This window comes from Binatus sp. (SeqCode) (genome assembly GCF_049584895.1).
Classification (GTDB): Bacteria; Desulfobacterota; Binatia; order Binatales; family Binataceae; genus Binatus.
Window position 1 is genome coordinate 1 of the sequence record NZ_JBAUYR010000151.1, and the last position, 21527, is coordinate 21527.

Genomic DNA, 21527 nt, shown 5'->3' on the forward strand with positions numbered 1-21527 from the left:
CTGTCATTCAGGGCGGAGTCTGCGGAGCGAAGAATCCCGGCTCTTCGTTTCTGTTGGAACCTGCCAGGCGAAAGGGCCGGAGCGTCGCCAGCTCTTTTATCCCTTGGCTTCGGCAATCAGCTGGTCAAGTTTCCGGTTGACGTCCTCGAACGTCTTTATCATTTAGTCTAAGCCGCTATCGAGCTTCGCCTGATCCGGACCCTTTCCATTTCCTTGAGAGGCTCGGCTTAAAGTCTGAAGCTTTGCCTGTGTTTTGTTTATGCGTTTCATCAGGTACGCACCCTACTTTGCGGGCGAGAAGAACGCGAGCACTGCGTTTGAGATAGCGTGCGGGGCGCTGCCGTCGATCGGCACGATCCACGCCGACGGCGACGGCGCAAATCCCAGTGCCTTGTCCGGCGCGCCTTCGAGCTTAACCCCAGCATAGACGAATGCCGACGAATCAGGCGCCCAGATCGTGTGCGATACCGCCAGCTGATCGAAGTAGCGGTAGGCGGTCGATTCGTCGGGCGTCGCGAGAAAGTTGCCGAGCGCTTTTTGGGCGCCGGTCTTAACGTCCACCACCGACCAGCTATAGTACGGCTTCTCTTCGGGGACGCCGATGAATGCGACGTGCCGCGAATCGGGCGCGAAGAAAAATGCGGCGACGGCGTCCTTGGTCAGCCATTTCGAATTCGCGGTGGCGATGTCGACCAGCTTGATACCGCTATAGGTCGGGTCCTGCGGCGTGATCGCGGTCGCGTACGCCAGGTGCTCCGAGTCAGGCGCCCACACGAAACTATTCTCCCCCACCGGCAAACTCACGACCGATCGCGGATGACTCGCGTCGGCGTCGGCCACCACGATGTTCGATTCGGCGTGGTAGTTCTCGACGTACGCGAGATGCTTGCCGTCAGGCGACCATGCGGGAGTCTTGAACGGCGTGCGTCCCGTCGACAGCACCTTGATTATATTCTGGCTGGTGGGTGTCAGTCTCATCAACGAAACCTGCTCGGTGCGATCCGGGTCGAGCGCGAGCGTGTGCAACGCAACCTCGCCTGGCTGCGGACTCCAATCGAAGTACAGGGGCATCCCGGTGGTGACGATTCTCACCGGTGTCGATTCCTTGACCTCGGCCAGCACCAGACTGAGTCTCCGCGACTCCTCGCCGAGCAGAAATGAAAGGTGCCCGTCAGGCGTCCAGACGATATAGACGATGTTCTCGGATCGACTCTCGAAGATCAGCATCGCCTGGCTGCGCGCGAGGTCGTAAACCCACACTGCGTACGAATCTTCCGCTTGTTTGTGCGTCTCGGCCGAATACGCGATGCGCTTGCCGTCGGGCGAGATCGTCGGCCATCCGTAATCAGTGCCGCCCGCAGCAGGGCCCGAGTCTGGGGTGTCGTCGGTGAGCATCACTGGCCTTACCGCGTCGTCGCGCCTCACGTGCATCGCGGCCGCCTTGCAGGTGATGCATTTCGGCTGCGCGCATTTGGTGTCGCAGTAGTAGATGTTGGAATCGGTGCCGACGTACGCGATCATGCCGGCCGGCTCCGCACCATGAGCATTGGATCCCAGCGCGAATATAAGAATGAGTGCCGCAGCGGTGGAGGTTTGCAAGCACGCACAGAGGGAGCGCACGGCCGGTAGGGTCATCGCGCCTAGAATTGCGCCTGCAGGGGTGCCAGCGCAAGAACGATTGCGGATGTGTTGACACGACCGCGGACAATCCGCAAAGTTGTCCGCATGCGCTTAGTTGCAATTATTTTCTGCGCCGCGCTGTTCGTTGGACTGCCGACCGTTTCACACGCACAGTACAACGACAACGATCAACAGAACCCCAAAGAATATCACGACGAGGATTCGCAGCCGCTCGCGCTCTTCGCCGACCTCCTCTATCCGATCGGCTACGCGCTCGAATGGGCAGTGGCGCGTCCTGCTCACTGGCTCGCCAACGACAGTGCCATGGCGCCGGCCTTCAGGCCGGTAGGCGGCAACGATACGTCACCTCCGCCGCCGGTGCCGATCATTCCCGATAACACTATGGACCAGGCGTCGACCTCGACGGCACCGCAAGATTGGTCTCCGACGCGCGCGCCGGCCACGACCAATGCAACCGTTATCAGGCCAGCGGCGCCACCGGTGACGTTGCCGCCCTCGAGCGTTCAGCCGGCGCTTCACTGAATTTTCGCGTCCCGCAAATTCTGCTGAGTTTCAGGGGTTATCTTCGCCCTTGAATCTTGCGTATCTTTGAGTAATAGAATTTTTGCTAATCGGATACGTCCAATCAGATGTGGACGAGCTAATGTAGGCTCGTCAGGACTTGGGAGGTTGCGTGACCTAGATGGCTGTTGCACTTAAAGAGAAGGCCCCGACCGATCCCGCCGAACTCAAGAAATGGCGCGAGGACGAGCAGGCAAAAGAACGCGCGAAACGCGACAAGGAAAAAACTGAGCTCGGCACCTTGTGGAGCCGTCGCGATTTTCTGGGCGTGCTCGGATGGGCGGGCTTCGGCGTATTCTCGCTGATCGGGCTGCTCGCCGCGGTTCGCTCGGCATTCCCGCGCGTGCTCTTTCTGCCGCCATCGAAATTCAAAGCCGGCTTCCCGGACGACTACGTGGTCGGCGAAGTCAGCGAAAAATACAAGCAGGATTTCCGCACCTGGATCATCCGCACCAAGGCGGGCTTCTACGCAATCTTCGCCAAGTGCACTCATCTCGGATGCACGCCGCGATGGCTCAAGACGGAGCAGAAGTTCAAGTGCCCGTGTCACGGCTCCGGCTACTACATCAGCGGACTCAACTTTGAGGGACCCGCACCGCGCCCGATGGATCGATTCAAGATTTACGTCGGCGACGACGGGCAGTTGGTGGTCGACAAGTCGGTAATCTACGAAATGGAGCCAGGCGTCGATCCCAACGAACAGCATCCCGAGAGCATCCTGAAGCTCGCCTGACCGGAAAACTTTGCGACCTGCTCATCTTGCTCCCCTCTCCAGAAGGGAGAGGGGCTAGGGGTGAGGTTTCTACGGGGAGGACCTTTCCGCGATGCCAGTAATCAAAGCCGGTAACATCAATCTCAACTACGACACTTTCGGCGAGGGCGAGCCGCTGCTGCTGATCATGGGATTCGGCATGTCGGGCGCCGCATGGATTCCGTCGCTGCCGTTCTTCAGCGGCTTCAAGAGCATCTACTTCGACAATCGCGGCACCGGACTCAGCGACAAACCCGAAGGGATCTACACCGTCGAGGGCATGGCCGATGACGCGAGCAATCTGTTGAAGGCGCTCGGAATCGCGAAGGCGAAAGTTTTCGGCGTGTCGATGGGAGGAATGATCGCGCAGGAACTTACGCTCAGACATCCAGAACAGGTCACGACGGTTGTTCTCGGATGCACGATGGCGGGAGGCACGACCGCGAAGATGGCATCGCCGGAAATTGTCGAGAAATTGATGACTGCGCAGAAGATGATGCCGACCGATGCCGAGAAGGCCTTCGACATTCTGCTCCCGGTACTGATGCCGCCGGAATTCATCGCAGAACATCCTGAGATCAAACCGATGATGGTCGCGGGAGCCAAGATGATGCCGCCGACGCCACCGGAAACCGCGGACCGCGCGTTTGCGGGAATCCAGACCTTCAACGCGTTCGACCGGCTGGGGCAAATCAAGTGCCCCGTGCTACTGGTCCACGGCGACAAGGACGTGCTGGTACCACCGGAGAACTCGAATCTCATCAAGAGCAAAATCCCGCAGGCCGAGATGTACATAATCCCGGGAGCCGGCCACGCATTCCAGGCCGCCGACCCGGTCGGGATTCATCAGAAGATCGTGCAGTGGCTGAGGAACTGATTCAGCGCTGGAGAAGCGTCTAGCAATAGACAACGGACGCCGGAGCGTCCGTCGAGATTCTTCGCCGCGGCGGCTCAGAATGACAGATTAGGAACGATCCTACTCCCGTCATCCACCGCGAATTTTTCGTCATCCTGAGCGAAGCGAAGGATCTCGCGCGCCAGCGCGCTTCGTTCGTCACAAAGCCAGGAAGCACTGCAGATCTTTTCTCAAGCACTAACAAGCTGACTGGCGTGATCGAGCGACACCGGCGCAGGATCGAGCAGCGCGGCGGTCGCGTCTTCTTCCCAGTCTGAATCTGCGATCGCCATCGGATCTTCGGCGCGCAGGCGATGCTCGACGACCATGCGCGCAAGGACCAGGCGGCGCGCGTCGTGGCCGTTGGCGCCGGCGGTCGCACCCTCCCATGTCATCAGCGCGGCGCTCGCTACATTATAAAGAGCGTCGGTCGCGAGGCGCGCCAGGCGTTCATGCTTGGGCTTGGATGCGACGTCGCCCGCGAATGCGACCGCACGATCTATCAGCTTTGAGATCTCAGCGCGAAAAGCCGCGGGCGCGGCGGGAGATGCCTGGAGTTTCTCTTTCAGAGCACGCCCGAGAGTTTCGTGGCCGCCGGATTTCGCGACCGCGCGATTGATCACGTCGAGCGCATTGATGTTGCTGGTACCCTCCCACAGCACGCCGATGTGCGCGTCGCGAATCAGCCGCGAGTTGACCCAATCCTCGATGTAACCGTTGCCGCCGCGCACCTCCATCGCGCCGGTCGCGACGCGGATGTTGTCGCGGCACGCGCGGAACTTCAGCACCGCGGTCAGGATACGCATCACGCGCTCGGCTTCCGCGTCGCCCGCGCGCGCCCGGTCCATCATTGTCGCGTCGTACGCGAAGACCGAAAGCGCCTGCTCGGTCGGCACCATCAGCTTCATCAACTGACGCCGCAACAACGGATGCTCGATGATCGGTTTCCCGAATGCCGTGCGATGCCGCGCGACCTGCATCGACTCGTTGAGGCATCGGCGCATCATGCCGGCGGCGCGCGCGCCGTGCGACATGCGGCTGAGATTCACCATGTCCATCATCTGGCGCAGGCCGCGGTCGAGCGCGCCGAGCTGGTACGCAAAAGCGCCCTCGAGCACGACTTCGCCACTCGCCATCGAGCGCGTGCCGAATTTGTCCTTGAGCCGCGCGATTCGATAGCTGTTGCGCGCGCCGTTTTCCAATCGCCGCGGCATCAGGAAGAGCCCGAGCCCCTTCGAGCCGTCAGACGCGCCTTCGGGTCGCGCGAGCAGCAACACGACGTCGCCGTCAACTGCCGAGCAAAACCATTTGTCGCCGTAGAGCCGCCAGAAATCGCCCTCGCGCTTCGCAACCACCGCGCTGTTGCCGAGGTCGGAACCGCCCGCGCGCTCGGTCATGTACTGCGCGCCCTTGAAAATCTCGTCCATGTTCTGCGACAGCATGCGTCCGAGATAGCGCGCCTTCAAATCGTCGCTGCCATAGTTTTCGACCAGCACCGCGCCGGTGTCGGTCACGCTGATCGGGCACATCAAGCCGAACTCGGCCTGCACGAACAAATATTGAAACGCGTACTTCGCGATATAGGGCAGCGGTTTATTCCATCCGAGCACGCCGGGCCGATGCGCCATCGCGTGCAGCCCGAATTCGCCGAACCCGATCCGCTCCATCTCGCGATACGCAGGATGGAACTCGACCCAATCTTCGTCGCGGCCAAAACGATCGCGCGAGTGGAGAACCGGCGGATGCTTGTCGGCGATTTCCGCAAGCTCGTCGAGCCGTCCGCCCGCGAGATTGCCGAGGCGATCAAGATGAGGCTCCATCGCAGCCCGCAACCGCGGTTCCATGTGGAGATCGAGCAGGTCGCGCAGCCCACCGTCGATGCGATAAAAATTCATCCCGCGACAATCCGGCGCGACCAGGCCGGCCGCCGTGTTATCGCTCGCCGGTTTGCCTGAAAGAGTAGAGGTCATTGGAAGCTAGAAATAATCTTTTCGCGGTGCATTGGCTATAAACATGAAGACTTCGCTATCGGCGGACGAGGCTCGGCAGACGCGCCGGCGGCGCAAGGGTTCGCGGAATCGCGGCCAACGTCGCGTCTCGACCGCCGGCATCTGCGACGCGTCATCGCGCAGATCGGTCTACTGCAAATCGATTCGTTCAACGAGTGGTGCGATCGCACTACATGCCGCTCTTTTCGCGCCTCGGCAACTACGCTCCGGAACTGTTCGACGCCTCGTGCGGCGCTATCTGGAGGCCGACACATCCGCTTCGTTGAGATTGGAGTCAGCGTGATGGTGGATCAGCTTCCAAGTCCCGCCTTCGAGGCGGAAGATATTGGTCGCGCGTTGATTGAACTTGACCATCGGCCCTTCTGACGAGCGCAATTGGCCGGTCTCGATACAGACCGAATAGCCCATGTCCTTTCCCGCGACGATGGTCATGTCGCGCTGTTCGATGTTGCCGCCGGGATAGAGTCGAGCGATGTTTTGAAATCCTGCGTAAACTTCATTCCATCCCTTTGCGTGGCCTCCCGCCGCGCTCAGACTGGTGACGTCGGGGCGATGGGACCAGACGGCGCTCATCGGAGCGAGGTCGCCGTGCAAGGCGCTGTTGAACGCGGCATAGAAAAGTACGGTCGCGGCGCGGATGTCATTCTCGTTCGACGTCGACGATGCGGGAGCTTGCGACTGTGCGCGCGCAGTATGGGCCAGTGGCGGCGCGAGGCTGAGCAATACGACTGCAATCGCGACCGAAAGTATGTTTCGCCAACATCCTGAAAATTCCAACTAATCCCCCCTCCCGCACGATAGCGCTGCGTCAGACCGCTGCCAGTTTAACGGCTGCCTTCGAACGAGAATATATGGTGAATATGCGCGGGTACTCGAAAATTTGATTTAGTCTGGGAGAGCGCGAGCTGCTGGAAGTCGCACTGACATTAGCTTGTCACGCCATCTCGATAACTTGTTGTCATGCGAGTACAATTTGCGCCAGCTTGCCGCATTTAGCGGGCGGCACGAATAGCGAGGGAGGATGCGGTGATGGTGCTGATGCTTTTGTTGCTTCTGCTGGTTAGTGGAGGTTTCACCTACTATGGCTTTCGCAATTACGGCAGGTACGGCGGCCTCGTGCCGGCGATGCTGGTCATCCTGCTGATCTATCTCCTGGTGGGAACCAGCCACTTCCACTAAGCGTAGGGGAAGTGATCTCTTGGCCCCGGCGACTATTTGACCCGGGAATATGAGATCATGTCGCTTCCGCTTCCTGAGATAACCAGGTAGCCGGTGCCGGGGCTGCATTCAACGGCGCTCACCGTCGAATTGTCCGTGCAAACCACTACGTCATCGACGCCGGTGAAGCACGGATCACTGACCGAGGTATGTCCCGCGGTGAGCGTCGCATGACCGGCGCATGTCGACCCGGACGACATCGTGAAGCCTCCGGCCGGTCCCCAACTGCTCATGGTCGTGGACGGCAAGGTCTGAGGTTGTACCTGGAAGCATCCCGCCGTCGTCATTCCGATCAGGGCCAGCATCGCGACAATCACCCGCATCCCCCACCTCCGTCGTACTGAGTCATTTTTCGCGCCAACAACATTTTCGTTTCCCTGCAAGCAATCTCCAGGACCGTAACATTCCGACGCGCCTGGAGTTCTAGTAGTAATGATTCCCGGCTAGGTCATCAATCACGCGATCGCCAGGAGCGACCATGAGCGCGACGAACAATCACATCCAGCCCGGCTACACGACGATCACACCTTACCTGTATGCGAAGCTCGACCTGGTAGACTTCCTCAAGAATGCTTTCGGCGCCGAGGTGACCCACGCTCCGACCCCTGACGCCGAAGGGCAATTCCACGCCGAGGCCAAAATCGGCGACGCGCACTTGCTGTTTGGCAACGGCTATTTTTCCGATCCCTCGATGGCGGCCGCGATCTATATCTACGTTCCGGACGTCGATGCGACCTACAAACGCGCGGTGGGCCTTGGCGCCAAGGCCATCAGGGAGCCGGCTAACATGACCTGGGGCGATCGCGTCGGAGGCGTGAAGGACACATCGGGCAACACGTGGTGGATCGCAACTAATAAGAAGTGAGCGAGTAACGCGATGGCACATCCGCGCATGTATGACGATTCAAATCCCGCGATAAAGAAATTGCGCGAGATCTGTCTCGCGATGCCCGAGGTCTTCGAAAAAGAAGCCTGGGGCGAGTGTACCTTTCGCGTAGCCGGCGGAAGCATGTTCGCGATGACCGACAACAATCACCACAGCAGCGGCCACCTCGCCGTGTGGGTCAAGGCGCCCGCGATGGTTCAGGAAATCCTGGTCAACTCGGATCCGAAGCGCTTCTTCGTACCGCCATACATGGGCAAGCAAGGATGGGTCGGCGTCCGCATCGACTACAAAGTCAAATGGGACCAGACCGCGGCAATCCTGAAAGATGGATACCTGCTGTCAGTGCCGTCCAGGGCTCGGAATAAAAGCAAGGCCGGCATCGGCGATCCTGTTGCGAAACAAACCTCGAGGCCCGCGCGACGAAGGAAAGCGCAAGGCCCGTTCCGCTAAAGCAGCTACGGCACCAGTGCTGGAATTTCACCAACCGCGCCGACGATGCTGACGACCATCGGGCCGCTGATCGGTATCGGATTGCCGGTCGGCGGAGCTGGTATATGGATCGATCCGGACGCGACCAGGGTCCCCGCCGCCCAGGTCACCAATCCTGCGGACAAGGGAGATTGGACAATCGAAACCGCTCCCGACAACACCAGGTGGTTGGCGTTATCGGAACAGAGCTGACCGGTGAAATTCACGCTGTACTGCGTGCTTAAGAACGTGCCGCTTCCAGTCGCGGGCAAGCATCCCGGCGCTAGCGGAAATCCCAAGCCTCCCGACACCAGCGCGTTCATTTGCTGCTGAAGAGATTGGGCCTGCTGCTGAAGCGCCGCAATCTGAGCTTCGAGGTTGGGATGTCCGCCTCCGGTTTTTGCCGAAACGCTCGGACTCGCGGTTCCCGCTGACGCTGATCCGCCGGCCGGCGTCGGACATGGGATCGCAGCCGGGCACGGAACTACCGATGCAGGTCCGCAGGTACATACAAATCTGTTTCCGACCTGCAGATTTATCTGCAACGGTGCCGCGCTCACCGCTTCGGCCAGTTGCCCCGACAGGGTCGCACTGAACGAGCCCGCGCATCCCGCCACCACACACGCACCCGGGCCGGGACCAAGATTCCCCGTGCCCTCAAGGTTAAGGCTCGGCGTAGAATCGGCACGAGCTGAACTTGCAATCAGGACGAACCCGATAAGTAGAGCAGCGACCCTCCGCAGCTTCATCGCAGATCGAACCTCCTCAGTGCGTTTGAATAGTTAGATTTGTACCGATAATAGCAAGTGATCGGAGATGGATACCTGCTGTCGGTCCCGCCGCCCAAGGCTCGGGCCGGCGCGCGAGCGAAGTTCCCTGCCGCTGCAGCTTCCATCGAATCTGCACGATTTTCCAAAACGGGGCGACGCAGGCCGGCGCGCGGATGTCGGTCACTGGAAATTCGCAACAGGAGGATTCGGCGGATGGAGGCGCTCACCCCAATATTTGTAAAGGTGCGCGAGTATCAGCCGGGCCAAACGATGACCGAGTATGCGCTGATAGTGGCCGCAGTCGCCGTCGTGCCTTTCGCGGCATACCAGACGATGGGCTCGACGATCACAACCGTCGAGACGACCATCGACGCAAAGCTCTGGGCCTAAGCGCGACAGTCTGATAGTCAGGGAGGCGCTGGTTGGTGTTTGCCCCCCTTACACTAATCGGCTTCGGGCTGGCGAGGTTCATCGCTGGCCCGTACATTTTCCGCGTCGCTACGAGCGTAGCTAGCGATCAGATCTGATCAAAGAGACAACGTCCACGGTGGACGCCACTGACCCGCGCAGTTCACCATCTAGGAGAAAAGCAGGGACACATTGTGGACCAATTCCAAGACGATGGTGCCCGCGCTCTGCACCAAGGCTGCAGCTACCACGGCAATCGTCACGAGTATCAACGCATACTCGGCCATCGTCTGACCGCGTGATTCTTCTAATATCCGAATAACTCCCGTCTGGTGGCGCATTGACTTCCCCTCCCAGGGTGGTCGTGTTTCTTGGATTGAGTTCTTAGCGGGGACTGGTTGGAGTCCCCGCTAAGAAACCATTCCGCACGACCTTCAACGCGCTTACAGGCTCCCGTCGACTGTCCCCAACAGCGATGTAATCGTCGTGCCCATCGTTTGGTACCCGACGAATACCACTACCGCGACTGCGGCCAGGATCAGTGCGTATTCCGCCATCGTCTGGCCGCGGTTAAATTCACGCGCTCGGACCACTAACTTGGTGATACTGTCCATTTCCCGTTCCTTCCTTCCGATGAGCTTCCCAAGCTCGTTTTAATGTGGGGGTGGCGGTGGGTTAGTCCGCCACCCCAGGACTTCGTTCTTCCTCGAATTTAGAGCTTGCCGTCCACGCTGCCGAGCAACGTGGTGATGGTCGTGCCCATCGTCTGGTAGCCGACGAACACTACGACTGCCACGGCCGCCAGAATCAGCGCGTATTCCGCCATGGTCTGTCCCTTCTGATACTCGCGAGCCTTCACAAACATCTTCGTGATCATGTCCATTGTCCCGTATCCTCCTTCAGTCTGTTTATTAGGCCGAAATTGGCCATTGTCCCCGTATTTAAATCTGGCCTCGTGCCGCCTTTCCGCGCTGACAGTTCGAGTCAGCTTTATCCGCGTTAAGTGACCACAACCAACTGTTTGATTAGTATACTAACTGTACGCTTATGTAAAGAGCTAAAAGTAGGAAAATTTCACGAGGTCACCTAAGCCGGCTGGAAGAGTACTTTTCGCACACTCACAGAGGCACTTGGCGTTACCAAATTATCGCCAATTAAAAATCTTCGATAGACTCTCGCGCTGAAGATTTGATAGTAAGGAGTGACTGACTGGGTTTGCCCCCCTTTCCCGGTCGGCCGCGGGCTGGTGATTTCGTCGCTGGCCCGTTTTTATTTTCAGACAGCGTCAACCGGCTCGCCCAGCCAGGCGCTTCGGCCGGCTTCGCTCCATGCGGGCGATTTCAAACGACGGCGTCGCCTTCCAGGCGAAAGCCGATCCGCACTTCCACCTGGAAGCTCACATCGCCCGCCTTGTTCACCGAGCCGCGAATATTCCTGACCTCGAACCAGTCAATGTTCCGGATTGTCTCGCGGGCTTTAGTTATTGCGTTGCGCACCGCCTGCTGGACGCTGTCATCGGATACGCCAACCACCTCGATTATCTTGTATGTCTTGTCCGGCATCGAAGTCTCCTTTGCGTGAGTACATCGCTCGTGCGCGATGCATTGCACTATCGCTCCAATATTCCGAATATCTGCAGGTGCGCAAGCGGTTACCTATATTAAATCGGCGACAAAGAGACTCTGCAAGGCAAGATCGCGTCAGTCACCGACAGCAGCACGATCGCTCTGGGAGCCATTTATATTGCTGGAGGCACGAACTACGCGCTGGTGGTGCAACGGGAACTGGACGATTCTCGGCGAGTAATCGCAATCGCTGACGAGATATATGCGCTGCCGCAACAATAGATGATGCGAGCTATGCTCGAAACATGAGACTGCATCTAGTTGACGGAACGTACGAGCTCTATCGGGCGCACTTTGCGCCGCGCCCGGGTCATAGCGATCCTTCGGGCAAGGATGCCAAGGCGTCGGTGGGCATCGTCGAGTCGATGCTGGCGCTGCTGCATGACGCGGACGAAGCAGTCACCCACATTGCGATCGCGTTCGACAATCCGATCCGATCGTTTCGCAATGATCTCTTTCTGCCCTACAAGAGCGATGAAGGCGTCCCGCCCGAGCTACGGTCGCAGTTCGATGCGGCGGAGGATGCCGTTCGCGCGATTGGCGCGTCGGTCTGGTCGATGCGCGAGGACGAAGCAGACGACGGACTGGCGACCGGGGCTCGCATGTTTCGCGACCAGGTCGAGCAAGTGCGGATTCTCACGCCCGACAAGGATCTCGGCCAATGCATACAGGACGATCGCGTGGTGCAGGTGGATCGGCGTCAGAAAAAAGTGACGAACGAGTCGGCGTTTCGCGCTGAGCGCGGGTTCGGCCCTGAAAGCATGGCGGACTTCCTGGCGTTGACCGGCGACAGCGCCGACGGCTTTCCCGGGCTGCCAGGATTCGGCAAGAAGACGGCATCGATGCTGATCGGCGCTTACAAAGCGATCGAACAGATTCCCGCGAATCCCGCCGAGTGGAAGGTAACGCCACGCGGCGCGCTACAGCTCGCGGCGACGTTGGTCGAGCATCGCGAGGACGCCCTCCTCTACCGCAAGCTCGCGACGCTGCTTGATACGGTTCCGCTCGGATGCTCGCTCGAAGATCTGGAATTTCACGGCGTGCCGCGCGCGCGCTTCGAGCGATGGTGTGACGAGCTCGGAGTTCAAAGACTGAAGACCGTGCCGAAACGGTGGCAGTCATGATGCGTAACCGAAGCTGTGCGTCGGCGGTTATACGATCATAATGATGGGCCCGATGTTCGATCGTCTAAAAGCGCGTCCTGAGTGGAAGTTCTTCGGCGTTTTGCTGAAAGCCGATCGCCCGCTCGCGATTGCGTGGTGGACTGCGCTCGGGCTGCGCGGATCGCTGCCCGCGCTGTTCGCGATCGCGATGGGCGCGCTGGTCGGTGCCGTGCAACACGGCAATCCGCTCGGCACGCCGCTTCTCGCGGTCGGCACCGTGTTCGTTCTGCTTCAGGTCACGCCGCCGTTTCATCATGCGGTCGGCATGAACCTCGGCAGCCGGGTCGCGGCATGGCTTTACGATCAGTTGACGATCGCGTGCGTCAGCCCGCCCGGCATGGGGCATCTCGAAGATCCGCGACTTACGACCGACCTCGCGATGGCGCGCGACTTCGACCTCGGAATCAGCGGACCGCCGATGAGTATCTCGATGGACTTCATCGCGTCAGGGCTGGTCGAGATGGTCGGAGGACTGTTGTCAGCCGTCGTGCTGGCAGCTTACGCGTGGTGGGCGCCGATCGTACTCGCGGGTGCGTGGCTCGCGACGCATTGGCTTTTGCGAGAAAGCGGAGTGTGGCGCGATCGCAATACAGATGAGGTGCGCGAGGCACAGCGCCACGCCGACTATGCGTACCGGCTCGCAGTCGATCCGCCCGCGGCCAAGGAACTACGGCTGTTCGGACTCGCATCGTGGACGATCGAGCGTTTCACTTCGCGACGACGCCGCCTGTTCGATCTCCGATGGGAGGCGACTCGCCTTCGCGAGCAGCCGGTGCTGTGGAGCCTGCTGATAGTGCTGTGCGCCAACCTGATCGTGTTCTGGGCGCTGGCAGCGGACGCGGCCGCCGGTCGCATCGCGGTCGGTCACGTCGTCACATTCGCCAGCGCCGCAGTCAGCACGAGCATGATCGCATTCGGCGGATTGTCATGGGCGCTCGACGGTGCCGCGGCGCCGGCTGGCGCTGTGATTCGTCTGCAAGATGCGATGGCACCGGCCGGGAAACTCGCGCATGGAAACCGCGCTGCGCAAAACATGCCGTCGCGCGAGATCCGTTTTCGGAACGTGAACTTCGCATATCCCGGAACTAAAGACCCGGTGCTGGCAAATTTTGATTTGACGATTCCGGCCGGTACGTCGCTCGCGATCGTCGGCCAGAATGGCGCCGGCAAGACCACGCTCGCGAAACTATTGTGCCGCCTCTACGATCCAGATGAAGGAGCGATCGAGGTCGACGGCGTCGATCTGCGCGAGCTCGACATCGACGCATGGCGCGAGCGGGTGACCGCTGTGTTCCAGGACTTCACTAAATTCGAGCTGCCGCTGCGTGACAACGTTGCCCCCGCCGGCGCGCCCGACGACGCTATCGAGCAGGCGCTCGCGCAAGCAGGCGCGGCAAATCTCGCATCGCTCGACACGGTGCTCGCCCGCGGATACCAGGGCGGCACCGATCTTTCCGGCGGCCAGTGGCAGCGGATCGCGCTCGCGCGGGCGCTGTGCGCGGTCAAGCTCGGCGCGGGAGTGGTGCTGCTCGACGAGCCGACCGCGCAACTCGACGTGCGCGGCGAGAGCGAGATTTTCGATCGCATCCTCACCGCGACGCATCACACCACCACCATCTTGATATCGCATCGATTCTCGACCGTGCGTCACGCGGATCGCATCTGCGTGCTCGAACACGGAGGCGTGGTCGAACTCGGCACGCATGACGAACTGATGGCGATCGGCGGACGTTACCACACGATGTTCGACTTGCAGGCGTCGCGCTTCGGCGAATCCGCTGCCGGCGTCGATGAAGGAGTTGCACTCGATGAGCCCGCATGACGACATGCCGGCTGCGATTCCCGCGATGTGGCGCGCACTCAAGCGCGGCTACCAGGCGGAGCCTCGCCTGTTGACCGTGGCGTTCGGGCTGTCGCTGCTGGCGGCATTGCCCGACGCGCTGCTCGCGTTGTGGCTGATGCTGCTGGCGAACGGCGTGACGAGTCACGATCGCTTCGAGGTGATCGCATCCGCGATGGGCCTGGGCGTCTCTGCCGTCGGCACCTGGTTCCTCCGCGTGACCAGCGACCGCGTCCAGCGCCGCTTCCGCGACCGTCTGACGATTGCGCTCGAGTCCCACGTCGCGAGGCTGCAGGCCACGGTCGCGACGATCGCGCATCACGAACGTCCCGAATACCTCGACCGGCTCGCAGTGCTGCGCGACCAGGTCTTCGTGCTCGACCACATGTACATGTCGCTGTTCTCGACCTGCGGATGGATCCTGCGGCTCGGTGTTACGGTAGTGCTGCTGATGACGATCAGCCCGATCCTTGCGCTGCTCGCAACGTTCGCGCTGCCCACAGTGCTGACCTCGACCTGGCGGCCCGGGATCGAGCGCGCGGCGGAGGAGCGTGGCGCATCCGCGAATCGTCTCGCGCGGCATCTGTTCACCGTCGCGACCACCGCGCCCCCCGGAAAAGAAGTGCGCGTCGCGCGAATTGGAAACCGCCTGGTGAAATTGCGGCACGAGGCATGGGAGCGATGGTATGGACCGGTCGCTTCGGCGCGTTGGGGCAGTGCGGCGTGGCATACAGTGGCGTGGCTGATCTTCGGCGCGGGTTACATCGGCGCGATTGTGTACGTTACGATCGGGCTTCACGCGACGTCCGGACAGGTGCTGCTGGTGCTCGCAGCGGGATCGCGGCTTTCGGCGTACATCGGCGCGACGGTCGGCGAAATTGGATTTCTGCGCGGCATCTGGCTCGACGGTTCCCGTCGGCTGGCGTGGCTCGAGGATTACGCTGCCGCGCTGACAGAGCATGCGGACACTCCCGCACCCGATCGCCTGGTCGACGGAATCCGCCTCGAGCACGTGTCGTTTGCATATCCGGGAACCACGCGACACGTGCTCCAAGATGTGAGCGTCGATCTAAAGCAAGGGTCAGTGATTGCGATCGTCGGTGAGAACGGCGCCGGAAAAAGTACTCTGGTGAAGCTGCTGGCCCGGCTTTACCAGCCCGATGAAGGGCGGATCCTCGTCGACGGAATCGACCTTGCGCGGATTCCTGCTGACGACTGGCGCGAGCACGTCGCGGGCGCGTTTCAGGATTTTTTCCGCTTCGAATTTCGCGCGCGTCACACGGTCGGCCTCGGCGACGTCCCGCGACTCGATGACGAACCCGCCGTCGTTGCCGCGGTCAATCGTGCCGGCGCCGACGACGTGATCGCGCATCTGAATGCCGGCCTCGAGACGCAGCTCGGCCCGACCTGGCCCGGCGGAGTCGAAGTGAGTTTTGGACAATGGCAGAAGCTGGCGCTGGCGCGCGGCTTCATGCGGGATCATCCGCTCCTGCTGGTGCTCGATGAACCAACCGCGGCGCTCGACGCCGAGACCGAACATGCGTTGTTCGAGCGTTACGCTGCTGCCGCGCGCAGTGAGCGGCGCGATGGTAGCTCCGGCAACGGACGGAAGGGGCAGATCACCATCCTGATCTCGCATCGGTTCAGCACGGTACGGATGGCCGATCAGATCGTCGTGCTCGACGGGGCGCGCGTCGCGGAGGTCGGCACTCACGAAGCGCTGATGGCAAAAGGCGGACAGTATGCCGAGCTGTACGGTATCCAGGCCGCCGCGTATCGATAACGCTCGCTACATCCGGGACGCGCGGTGTGCGAAAATGTGTGCGTGCATCCCGAAATCGTAAGACTCAACAGCTCGCAGATTCCCGCGGCCGCGGCTACGCTCGCGCGCGCGTTCCACGACGATCCGCTGATGGTCTACGCGATTCCCGACCCGTCTGAGCGCACGCGGCTGCTGCCCGATGTCTATTCGAGGATGATTCGCTTCGGCATTCTCACGGGCGAAGTGTACGTGACCGCGGCCGCCGTCGAAGGCGTCGCGCTCTGGCTCCCGCCGAACGTGAAGTGGACGCGCGAAAATATTGAAGCGTCGGGAATGCACGAGACGCCGAACATAATCGGCAACGACGCGTATCAACGCTATCGCGAAGTGGTCGGACGCGAGTGGCAGGCGCGCGAGCGCGACATGATCGATCCGTGCTGGTACCTGTTCCTGCTCGGTGTCGAGCCGAGTCGTCAGCGGCAAGGACTCGGCGGCGCGTTGATGCGCCCTATACTTGAGCGCGCCGACACCGATCAGATCGGGTGTTACCTCGAAACCGAAAACGAGCGCAACGTTGCGTTCTATCGGCGTCAGGGCTTTGAGGTGATCGTGAACGGCGAGGAAGCCGGCGCCAGCGGCGTCCGCTTCTGGACTTTCCGCCGTATGCCAAAACGCTGAGCGCGTTTTCTTTTCGCCGCTCGGCCAGCGTAGAATCCAGCGCGATATCAGCGCCATTTCAGCGACGCTACGAGCCTTGTGACGTCCGATGACACGCCCTCAGCGCCTTCACCTTTGCCTTCTCACCGTCATAATGTCATTCGTAATTCAGGCTTGCACTGCATCCGCTCCCGCGGGCACTTCGATCGGTCCCGGCTCGGCGGCTCCGATGAACACGCCGTTCGACGCCTACGATGTCTGCATTCATAACCTTCCTCCTCTCCCCGTTTGGGAGGTCGACAACAGGCAGCAGGACTGCTTCAAGCAAACAATCGAGGCAAACCATCTGGCCTTACCGGCCGGCATTACGGCCGAGCAGGCGTACGCCAAGTATACGGGTTGCCTCAATCAGGGGCGGATCTCAGTCGGGCCGTTTGCGCTAGGCGGCTACAAAGCGAATATTCGGCAGTACTGTTTCAAGAGCGCGCTGATGTAGGACCAGACGTGCAGATGTTTCGATATCTGGCAAGTGAAGCACCTCGAAACCGCCGGCGCGCACCGCTAGTCAGGATCGCAGCGAAAACTGTTCGGCGCGGCGCCCGTTTGCTCGACACCGGCGCCTTTGGAACTCTCAGCTTTTTATGCAGGGCGGCGAGATTCCATTCGCTCGATCACTTTGCTCAGCCATCGACGATATCGCCGCGTGCTGTCGGCGCTCGACCCGAGACCAATCGCTCGCCGAACGCTCGGGCCGAACAAAGAATCGCCGAGCACGAGAATAAACAGATGCGTCGCGGCGAACAGGGTGTCCTCGAGCTGTGGCGACCGTCGCCCCTCGCTCTGCGCTCTTCGAACCCTGCCGGCATGCATTCTTTCGGCCGCAGGTTTGAACACGCCCGGCGTCATCGTTCCATTGTTCTGGCTGGAAAGAATCAACCACGCGAGCATCCGCGCTATTCCGCGGCGCGAAGCGACGTCATAAAAACGTTCGAGCACGCCCTGGACGTCGGGTTCCTTCGCGCTCGGCCATCCCTCGAGAAACTGCTTCTGAAGCCGTGAAATGCCTCGCAGAACCATCGCTTCGACCAACCCCTCTCGGCTACCGAAGTGATGCAGAATCGCGGGATGCGAGATGCCCGCGTCGGCGGCGATTTCTTGAAGCCGAATTGCCTCAGGACCGCCGTCGACGAGCCGGCGCTCTGCGGCTTCCAGGATCGCGTCCCGGGTCTCCGCAGCGCTACGACGCCGTCGAGTCACGGCCCGATCCCGCACCGATGCCGTCGCAGGATGGCTCCTGGAGCTAACGGCCGGTGGTCGCGGTCTGACTCGCATCCGTTTTAATCCGTGCGGCACTCGACTGAGCGGTGACTTCTGCCGATTCGCCGCGATGCTGCCGATAGGTCTCAAGCGTCCATTTGTACGCCGGATGGGTTGCGACTGCGTCTCGGATTTTCGCGAGCGGCTCCGGAACTGGAGCCGGTGTCTTGTACGGAAACTCGGGCGGCCTGACCAGCGGTGACAACAACGCCGCCGCCGTAAGATCGGCGACGGTGAAACGATCGCCCACCAGGAAACCGGACGGCTGCAATTCGTGCTCCAATCGATCCATCGCAGCTATCGTCTTGTTGCGCGCGATCTCGGCGGTTGCGGGACTGATATCCATTTGTCGGCGCATGATCACGCCGATCAGCGGAGACATCGCGCGCTGCGCGAGTTGAGCTGCGGCGCTTGCATGCGATACGAAGGCGGCGCGCACAAACTTCGGGTACGGCAGGATGACGTGAAAAATCCAGCGCCTGATATACGGCCCGAGCTCCTCGTCGAAGTAGTCCTCGAGTTCGAGCGCTCGCCGGCGCTGGTCGGGATCTGATGGATAGAGCGGCGGGTCGGGATACGCGGCTTCGAGCGCCTCGATGATCCTGCTCGAGTCGGAGATCGCGGCGCCGTTCAGCTTCAGCACGGGGACGTGAGTCTTGCCCGTCATCCGCTTCACGGCGGGGACGTGAAAGCCGGGAATCAGTGAGTGGCGAATATGCGACACGCGCTTGAAGTCCAAGGCCCAGCGCGCTTTTTCGTTGAAGTGGGAGCTCGTGAACTGCCATAACTCGGGAGTATTCATAGCGGTGACTCCTTTTCGATTCCCTGGTGGAACAAACGATTACTTACAATTTTGTAAGCTAATCTCTCAAGCCTGTCAAATGCTTTCGTAAACAGACCGCACGCGGTAGAAAAGATCGAAGGAGCAATGTCATGGCGAATGAAAGCGGCCTCGGCGTGGTCGAAGTAAAACGTTTCTCGACCAGGAATTTTCGTCTTGAGAGTGGCGAGAGCCTGCCCGAACTGACACTCGCGTACGAAACCTATGGGACGCTCGCGCCTGACGGATGCAACGCGATTCTCGTCACACATGGCTACACCTCGAGCCAGCATGCGGCCGGACTCGACGCCAATGGCGAGCCTGGATGGTGGGACGGGTTGATCGGACCCGGCAAGGCGATCGACACCGCCAAATATTTCGTCGTGTCGTCAAACATGATCGGCTCGTCGTACGGCTCCACCGCGCCCGGTAGTGTCAATCCGAAAACCGGGATGCGCTACGGTCCCGATTTTCCGGACTACAGCCTGGTCGATATCGTTACCGCGCAGCGTACCTTGCTCGACGCGCTCGGCGTGAAGCACCTCGTCGCGGTCGCGGGCCTTTCGTTCGGCGGCTACCAGGCGTTTCAATGGGGCGTGACATTTCCCGACGCGATGAACGGAATCGTTCCTGTCGTCACGGCGCCAAATGCAACCGATGGCGATCGAATGGCGGCCGATCTGCGTGCGCGGTTTGCCGAGGCTCCGGGATGGAACGGCGGACATCATTACGGCAACTCCGAGATGATCGGCTTCATGACGGAGCTGCGCATCGCGACGCTCAAGCGCTACGGAATCGAGGCTGAGCTCGCTCCGAGGTTTCCCGATCCGGCGAGGCGCGAGGCTGCGATCAATCGGCTTGCGGAACCGTGGGCGAAGGCGTTCGATCCCAATTCGATGATTGCGCTTGCGCGAGCGCGATCGCATTACAACGCCGAGAAGGACTTTGCGAAGATCAGAGCGAAGGTGCTCTATGTACTGTCGCGCACCGACAAACTCTTTCCGCCGAGCATCGCGCCCGACGTGATGGCGAAACTGAAAGCCGCGAGCGTCGACGCGACCTACTACGAAATCGACAGCGACAAGGGGCATCTCGCGAGCGGCGCCGACTGGCAGAAGTGGGATCGGGTGCTGCGCGATTTTTTGAAGGGTCTCGAGTGACGCGGGCAATGACGAACTCAACCGAAAGCCTCCCGGTCATCGACATCGCGTCGCGGGACGTCGCGCACGTCGGCGAGGCTCTCGACCGTGCGTGCTGCGAGTTCGGTTTCTTCTACATCACTGGTCATGGAATCGACCGCGCACTTTCCGCGTGGATGATGACGCTAGCCCGTGAATTCTTCGCTCAGCCGCAGGAGCACAAGATGGCGATCGCGATGGCGCACGGCGGGCGCGCGTGGCGCGGATACTTCCCTGTAGACGGCGAGCTGACATCCGGCCGGCCCGATCGCAAGGAAGGAGTTTACTTCGGCACAGAGTTAGGTCCCGATGATGCGCGAGTTCGATCCGGCTTGCCGCTGCACGGTATGAATCTTTTCCCAGCGCTGCCAGGATTCCGCGACACGCTGCTCGCCTACATAGATGAGGTCACTGCCGTTGGCCAATTATTGTTGAGCGGAATTGCCGTTGGTCTCGGCCTTCCGCAGGACTACTTCTTCGAGCGTTACACGCGCGACCCGACTGTGCTCTTCCGCATCTTCAACTACCCGCCTGCCACGGCCGGCGCAGATGAGAACGAACTTGGTGTGGGCGAGCATACCGACTACGGACTCCTGACCCTGCTGCAACAGGACGAAGTCGGCGGCCTCCAGATTTGGCATCACGACCGATGGATTCCGGCGCCGCCAGTTCCCGATTCGTTCGTCTGCAACGTCGGCGACATGCTCGAACGGTTGACCGCCGGACGCTACGTTTCGGCGTTGCATCGAGTGCGCAACGTCTCGACACAGGACCGCATCTCGATGCCGCTGTTCCTCGATCCGAGCTTCGACTCGGTGTTGGAGCCGATCAAAATTCTTGCGCCTGACCTTACCGCCGCAGGCAGGCGACGTCACGGCCGTCGATGGGATGGGGCTGACCTGGCCACGGTCAGCGGGAACTACGGCGACTATCTGCTCAACAAGGTTTCGAAAGTATTTCCAGAACTTAGAGAGAAAGTGCTTTAACCGATAAGACATCAGAAGAGTCGTCGCTATTCGAACCGAGGAGAATTAGAGATGAAAATCAAAAGAAAAGGATCGGCGGTTTGGCAAGGCGGCATCAAGGACGGCAAAGGCGCGATTTCCACTGAGAGCGGCGCGCTTAAGGACTATCCCTATGGTTTCGCGAGCCGTTTCGAAGGACAGCGAGGCAGCAATCCGGAGGAATTGATCGCAGCTGCGCACGCCAGCTGTTTTACGATGGCACTATCGCTGATTCTCGGCGAAGCGAAGCTTACTGCGCAGCAGATGAACACCACGGCGGAAGTCACACTGGAACAAGTGGATGGTGGTTACGCCATCACGGCGGTGCACCTGACTTTGAAAGCCAAAATTCCGGGCGCCGACCAGGCGACCTTCGAAAAACTCGCCGCTCAAGCCAAAGCCGGATGCCCGGTCTCCAAGCTTCTGAAGGCCGACATCAGCCTCGACGCGAGCCTCGAATAAAAGGATTGGTCCGAGGAGTGCGGAAATAGTCGAGTGGCTACTTCGACCTGATGCCGAGCTTCCTCATTCGGTTTTGAAGAGCGGAAGCAGGT

General features: G+C 60.6%; 25 protein-coding genes. 15 read left to right on the top strand and 10 right to left on the bottom strand.

Annotated elements, in window-relative coordinates; all coding sequences use genetic code 11:
* Nucleotides 1-282 precede the first annotated feature (282 nt).
* Nucleotides 283-1635 carry a TolB family protein gene (locus tag WB650_RS25075; protein ID WP_423962484.1) on the bottom strand — a complete coding sequence of 451 codons (1353 nt, stop codon included), beginning with the start codon at nt 1633-1635 and terminating at the stop codon, nt 283-285.
* A gap of 90 nt (nt 1636-1725) precedes the next feature.
* Between WB650_RS25075 and WB650_RS25080 the strand changes: the two genes are divergently transcribed.
* The 3 genes from WB650_RS25080 to WB650_RS25090 all read left to right on the top strand — a co-directional run bounded on the left by WB650_RS25080 (nt 1726) and on the right by WB650_RS25090 (nt 3830).
* Nucleotides 1726-2163 (top strand): hypothetical protein, encoded by a 438-nt coding sequence (locus tag WB650_RS25080; protein WP_422306934.1) that lies wholly within the window; start codon nt 1726-1728, stop codon nt 2161-2163.
* A 160-nt stretch (nt 2164-2323) separates the two neighbouring features.
* The gene (locus tag WB650_RS25085) at nt 2324-2935 is read left to right on the top strand and encodes a ubiquinol-cytochrome c reductase iron-sulfur subunit (RefSeq protein WP_422306936.1); all 612 of its coding nucleotides are present in this window, start codon (nt 2324-2326) and stop codon (nt 2933-2935) included.
* Nucleotides 2936-3026: 91 nt separating this feature from the next.
* Nucleotides 3027-3830 (top strand): alpha/beta fold hydrolase, encoded by an 804-nt coding sequence (locus WB650_RS25090; RefSeq protein ID WP_422306938.1) that lies wholly within the window; start codon nt 3027-3029, stop codon nt 3828-3830.
* Nucleotides 3831-4039: 209 nt separating this feature from the next.
* On the opposite strand, the gene WB650_RS25095 is transcribed toward WB650_RS25090, so the two are convergent.
* Both WB650_RS25095 and WB650_RS25100 read right to left on the bottom strand, forming a co-directional pair.
* Nucleotides 4040-5818 (bottom strand): acyl-CoA dehydrogenase family protein, encoded by a 1779-nt coding sequence (locus WB650_RS25095; protein ID WP_422306940.1) that lies wholly within the window; start codon nt 5816-5818, stop codon nt 4040-4042.
* 273 nt (nt 5819-6091) lie between these two features.
* Complete coding sequence (locus WB650_RS25100; RefSeq protein WP_422306942.1) at nt 6092-6634, bottom strand: YybH family protein; 543 nt, start codon at nt 6632-6634, stop codon at nt 6092-6094.
* Between the two features lie 261 nt (nt 6635-6895).
* Here WB650_RS25100 and WB650_RS25105 point away from each other — a divergent pair, with 261 nt between their 5' ends.
* The gene (locus WB650_RS25105; protein WP_422306944.1) at nt 6896-7036 is read left to right on the top strand and encodes a hypothetical protein; all 141 of its coding nucleotides are present in this window, start codon (nt 6896-6898) and stop codon (nt 7034-7036) included.
* A 32-nt stretch (nt 7037-7068) separates the two neighbouring features.
* Here the strand turns inward: WB650_RS25105 and WB650_RS25110 are convergent, their stop codons facing one another.
* On the bottom strand, nt 7069-7398 hold the full coding sequence (locus WB650_RS25110; protein WP_422306945.1) for a hypothetical protein: 330 nt from the start codon (nt 7396-7398) through the stop codon (nt 7069-7071).
* Nucleotides 7399-7553: 155 nt separating this feature from the next.
* Between WB650_RS25110 and WB650_RS25115 the strand changes: the two genes are divergently transcribed.
* Nucleotides 7554-7940: a VOC family protein gene (locus WB650_RS25115; protein WP_422306947.1), complete on the top strand. Its 387-nt coding sequence runs from the start codon at nt 7554-7556 to the stop codon at nt 7938-7940.
* Between the two features lie 12 nt (nt 7941-7952).
* Complete coding sequence (locus WB650_RS25120) at nt 7953-8411, top strand: MmcQ/YjbR family DNA-binding protein (RefSeq protein ID WP_423962487.1); 459 nt, start codon at nt 7953-7955, stop codon at nt 8409-8411.
* 5 nt (nt 8412-8416) lie between these two features.
* Here WB650_RS25120 and WB650_RS25125 read toward each other — a convergent pair whose 3' ends face one another.
* Nucleotides 8417-9178, bottom strand: coding sequence for a hypothetical protein (locus tag WB650_RS25125; protein WP_422306951.1), 762 nt, complete (start codon nt 9176-9178; stop codon nt 8417-8419).
* Between the two features lie 234 nt (nt 9179-9412).
* Between WB650_RS25125 and WB650_RS25130 the strand changes: the two genes are divergently transcribed.
* Nucleotides 9413-9589 (top strand): Flp family type IVb pilin, encoded by a 177-nt coding sequence (locus tag WB650_RS25130; RefSeq protein ID WP_422306953.1) that lies wholly within the window; start codon nt 9413-9415, stop codon nt 9587-9589.
* A gap of 461 nt (nt 9590-10050) precedes the next feature.
* Here WB650_RS25130 and WB650_RS25135 read toward each other — a convergent pair whose 3' ends face one another.
* The 3 genes from WB650_RS25135 to WB650_RS25145 form a co-directional block, all read right to left on the bottom strand.
* Entirely contained in the window at nt 10051-10221 is a 171-nt protein-coding gene (locus WB650_RS25135; RefSeq protein WP_423962489.1) for a Flp family type IVb pilin, read from the bottom strand.
* 98 nt (nt 10222-10319) lie between these two features.
* The gene (locus tag WB650_RS25140) at nt 10320-10490 is read right to left on the bottom strand and encodes a Flp family type IVb pilin (protein ID WP_422291827.1); all 171 of its coding nucleotides are present in this window, start codon (nt 10488-10490) and stop codon (nt 10320-10322) included.
* 457 nt (nt 10491-10947) lie between these two features.
* A complete protein-coding gene (locus tag WB650_RS25145) occupies nt 10948-11169 on the bottom strand; it encodes a dodecin (RefSeq protein WP_422306802.1) in 222 nt (73 codons plus the stop codon).
* 308 nt (nt 11170-11477) lie between these two features.
* Between WB650_RS25145 and WB650_RS25150 the strand changes: the two genes are divergently transcribed.
* From WB650_RS25150 to WB650_RS25170, 5 genes are all read left to right on the top strand, one after another.
* Nucleotides 11478-12356 (top strand): 5'-3' exonuclease, encoded by an 879-nt coding sequence (locus WB650_RS25150; RefSeq protein WP_422306800.1) that lies wholly within the window; start codon nt 11478-11480, stop codon nt 12354-12356.
* A gap of 52 nt (nt 12357-12408) precedes the next feature.
* Nucleotides 12409-14217 carry an ABC transporter ATP-binding protein gene (locus WB650_RS25155; RefSeq protein WP_422306798.1) on the top strand — a complete coding sequence of 603 codons (1809 nt, stop codon included), beginning with the start codon at nt 12409-12411 and terminating at the stop codon, nt 14215-14217.
* Nucleotides 14204-16018 carry an ABC transporter ATP-binding protein gene (locus tag WB650_RS25160; RefSeq protein ID WP_422306796.1) on the top strand — a complete coding sequence of 605 codons (1815 nt, stop codon included), beginning with the start codon at nt 14204-14206 and terminating at the stop codon, nt 16016-16018. The genes WB650_RS25155 and WB650_RS25160 overlap by 14 nt, the downstream gene beginning before the upstream one ends.
* Before the next feature lie 42 nt (nt 16019-16060).
* A complete protein-coding gene (locus tag WB650_RS25165; protein ID WP_422306794.1) occupies nt 16061-16675 on the top strand; it encodes a GNAT family N-acetyltransferase in 615 nt (204 codons plus the stop codon).
* A 133-nt stretch (nt 16676-16808) separates the two neighbouring features.
* Nucleotides 16809-17150 carry a hypothetical protein gene (locus WB650_RS25170; RefSeq protein WP_422306792.1) on the top strand — a complete coding sequence of 114 codons (342 nt, stop codon included), beginning with the start codon at nt 16809-16811 and terminating at the stop codon, nt 17148-17150.
* Nucleotides 17151-17293: 143 nt separating this feature from the next.
* Here the strand turns inward: WB650_RS25170 and WB650_RS25175 are convergent, their stop codons facing one another.
* Both WB650_RS25175 and WB650_RS25180 read right to left on the bottom strand, forming a co-directional pair.
* Nucleotides 17294-17911, bottom strand: coding sequence for a TetR/AcrR family transcriptional regulator (locus WB650_RS25175; protein ID WP_422306790.1), 618 nt, complete (start codon nt 17909-17911; stop codon nt 17294-17296).
* A gap of 43 nt (nt 17912-17954) precedes the next feature.
* Nucleotides 17955-18773, bottom strand: coding sequence for a glutathione S-transferase family protein (locus WB650_RS25180; protein WP_422306788.1), 819 nt, complete (start codon nt 18771-18773; stop codon nt 17955-17957).
* Between the two features lie 131 nt (nt 18774-18904).
* On the opposite strand from WB650_RS25180, the gene WB650_RS25185 reads away from it, so the two are divergent.
* From WB650_RS25185 to WB650_RS25195, 3 genes are read left to right on the top strand one after another with little or no spacing between them, the layout of a single operon-like run.
* On the top strand, nt 18905-19951 hold the full coding sequence (locus WB650_RS25185) for an alpha/beta fold hydrolase (protein ID WP_422306786.1): 1047 nt from the start codon (nt 18905-18907) through the stop codon (nt 19949-19951).
* 8 nt (nt 19952-19959) lie between these two features.
* Entirely contained in the window at nt 19960-20955 is a 996-nt protein-coding gene (locus WB650_RS25190; RefSeq protein WP_422306784.1) for an isopenicillin N synthase family dioxygenase, read from the top strand.
* Nucleotides 20956-21006: 51 nt separating this feature from the next.
* Nucleotides 21007-21435 carry an OsmC family protein gene (locus WB650_RS25195; RefSeq protein ID WP_422306782.1) on the top strand — a complete coding sequence of 143 codons (429 nt, stop codon included), beginning with the start codon at nt 21007-21009 and terminating at the stop codon, nt 21433-21435.
* The last annotated feature ends 92 nt before the right edge of the window (nt 21436-21527 follow it).

Excerpts from the sequence above, each read along its gene's own strand:
- WB650_RS25075 (WP_423962484.1), bottom strand. The coding sequence starts at position 1,635 with ATGACCCTACCGGCCGTGCGCTCCCTCTGTGCGTGCTTGCAAACCTCC.
- WB650_RS25080 (WP_422306934.1), top strand. The coding sequence starts at position 1,726 with ATGCGCTTAGTTGCAATTATTTTCTGCGCCGCGCTGTTCGTTGGACTG.
- WB650_RS25085 (WP_422306936.1), top strand. The coding sequence starts at position 2,324 with ATGGCTGTTGCACTTAAAGAGAAGGCCCCGACCGATCCCGCCGAACTC.
- WB650_RS25090 (WP_422306938.1), top strand. The coding sequence starts at position 3,027 with ATGCCAGTAATCAAAGCCGGTAACATCAATCTCAACTACGACACTTTC.
- WB650_RS25095 (WP_422306940.1), bottom strand. The coding sequence starts at position 5,818 with ATGACCTCTACTCTTTCAGGCAAACCGGCGAGCGATAACACGGCGGCC.
- WB650_RS25105 (WP_422306944.1), top strand. The coding sequence starts at position 6,896 with ATGCTTTTGTTGCTTCTGCTGGTTAGTGGAGGTTTCACCTACTATGGC.
- WB650_RS25110 (WP_422306945.1), bottom strand. The coding sequence starts at position 7,398 with ATGCGGGTGATTGTCGCGATGCTGGCCCTGATCGGAATGACGACGGCG.
- WB650_RS25115 (WP_422306947.1), top strand. The coding sequence starts at position 7,554 with ATGAGCGCGACGAACAATCACATCCAGCCCGGCTACACGACGATCACA.
- WB650_RS25120 (WP_423962487.1), top strand. The coding sequence starts at position 7,953 with ATGGCACATCCGCGCATGTATGACGATTCAAATCCCGCGATAAAGAAA.
- WB650_RS25125 (WP_422306951.1), bottom strand. The coding sequence starts at position 9,178 with ATGAAGCTGCGGAGGGTCGCTGCTCTACTTATCGGGTTCGTCCTGATT.
- WB650_RS25130 (WP_422306953.1), top strand. The coding sequence starts at position 9,413 with ATGGAGGCGCTCACCCCAATATTTGTAAAGGTGCGCGAGTATCAGCCG.
- WB650_RS25135 (WP_423962489.1), bottom strand. The coding sequence starts at position 10,221 with ATGGACAGTATCACCAAGTTAGTGGTCCGAGCGCGTGAATTTAACCGC.
- WB650_RS25140 (WP_422291827.1), bottom strand. The coding sequence starts at position 10,490 with ATGGACATGATCACGAAGATGTTTGTGAAGGCTCGCGAGTATCAGAAG.
- WB650_RS25145 (WP_422306802.1), bottom strand. The coding sequence starts at position 11,169 with ATGCCGGACAAGACATACAAGATAATCGAGGTGGTTGGCGTATCCGAT.
- WB650_RS25150 (WP_422306800.1), top strand. The coding sequence starts at position 11,478 with ATGAGACTGCATCTAGTTGACGGAACGTACGAGCTCTATCGGGCGCAC.
- WB650_RS25155 (WP_422306798.1), top strand. The coding sequence starts at position 12,409 with ATGTTCGATCGTCTAAAAGCGCGTCCTGAGTGGAAGTTCTTCGGCGTT.
- WB650_RS25160 (WP_422306796.1), top strand. The coding sequence starts at position 14,204 with ATGAGCCCGCATGACGACATGCCGGCTGCGATTCCCGCGATGTGGCGC.
- WB650_RS25170 (WP_422306792.1), top strand. The coding sequence starts at position 16,809 with ATGTCATTCGTAATTCAGGCTTGCACTGCATCCGCTCCCGCGGGCACT.
- WB650_RS25180 (WP_422306788.1), bottom strand. The coding sequence starts at position 18,773 with ATGAATACTCCCGAGTTATGGCAGTTCACGAGCTCCCACTTCAACGAA.
- WB650_RS25185 (WP_422306786.1), top strand. The coding sequence starts at position 18,905 with ATGGCGAATGAAAGCGGCCTCGGCGTGGTCGAAGTAAAACGTTTCTCG.
- WB650_RS25190 (WP_422306784.1), top strand. The coding sequence starts at position 19,960 with ATGACGAACTCAACCGAAAGCCTCCCGGTCATCGACATCGCGTCGCGG.
- WB650_RS25195 (WP_422306782.1), top strand. The coding sequence starts at position 21,007 with ATGAAAATCAAAAGAAAAGGATCGGCGGTTTGGCAAGGCGGCATCAAG.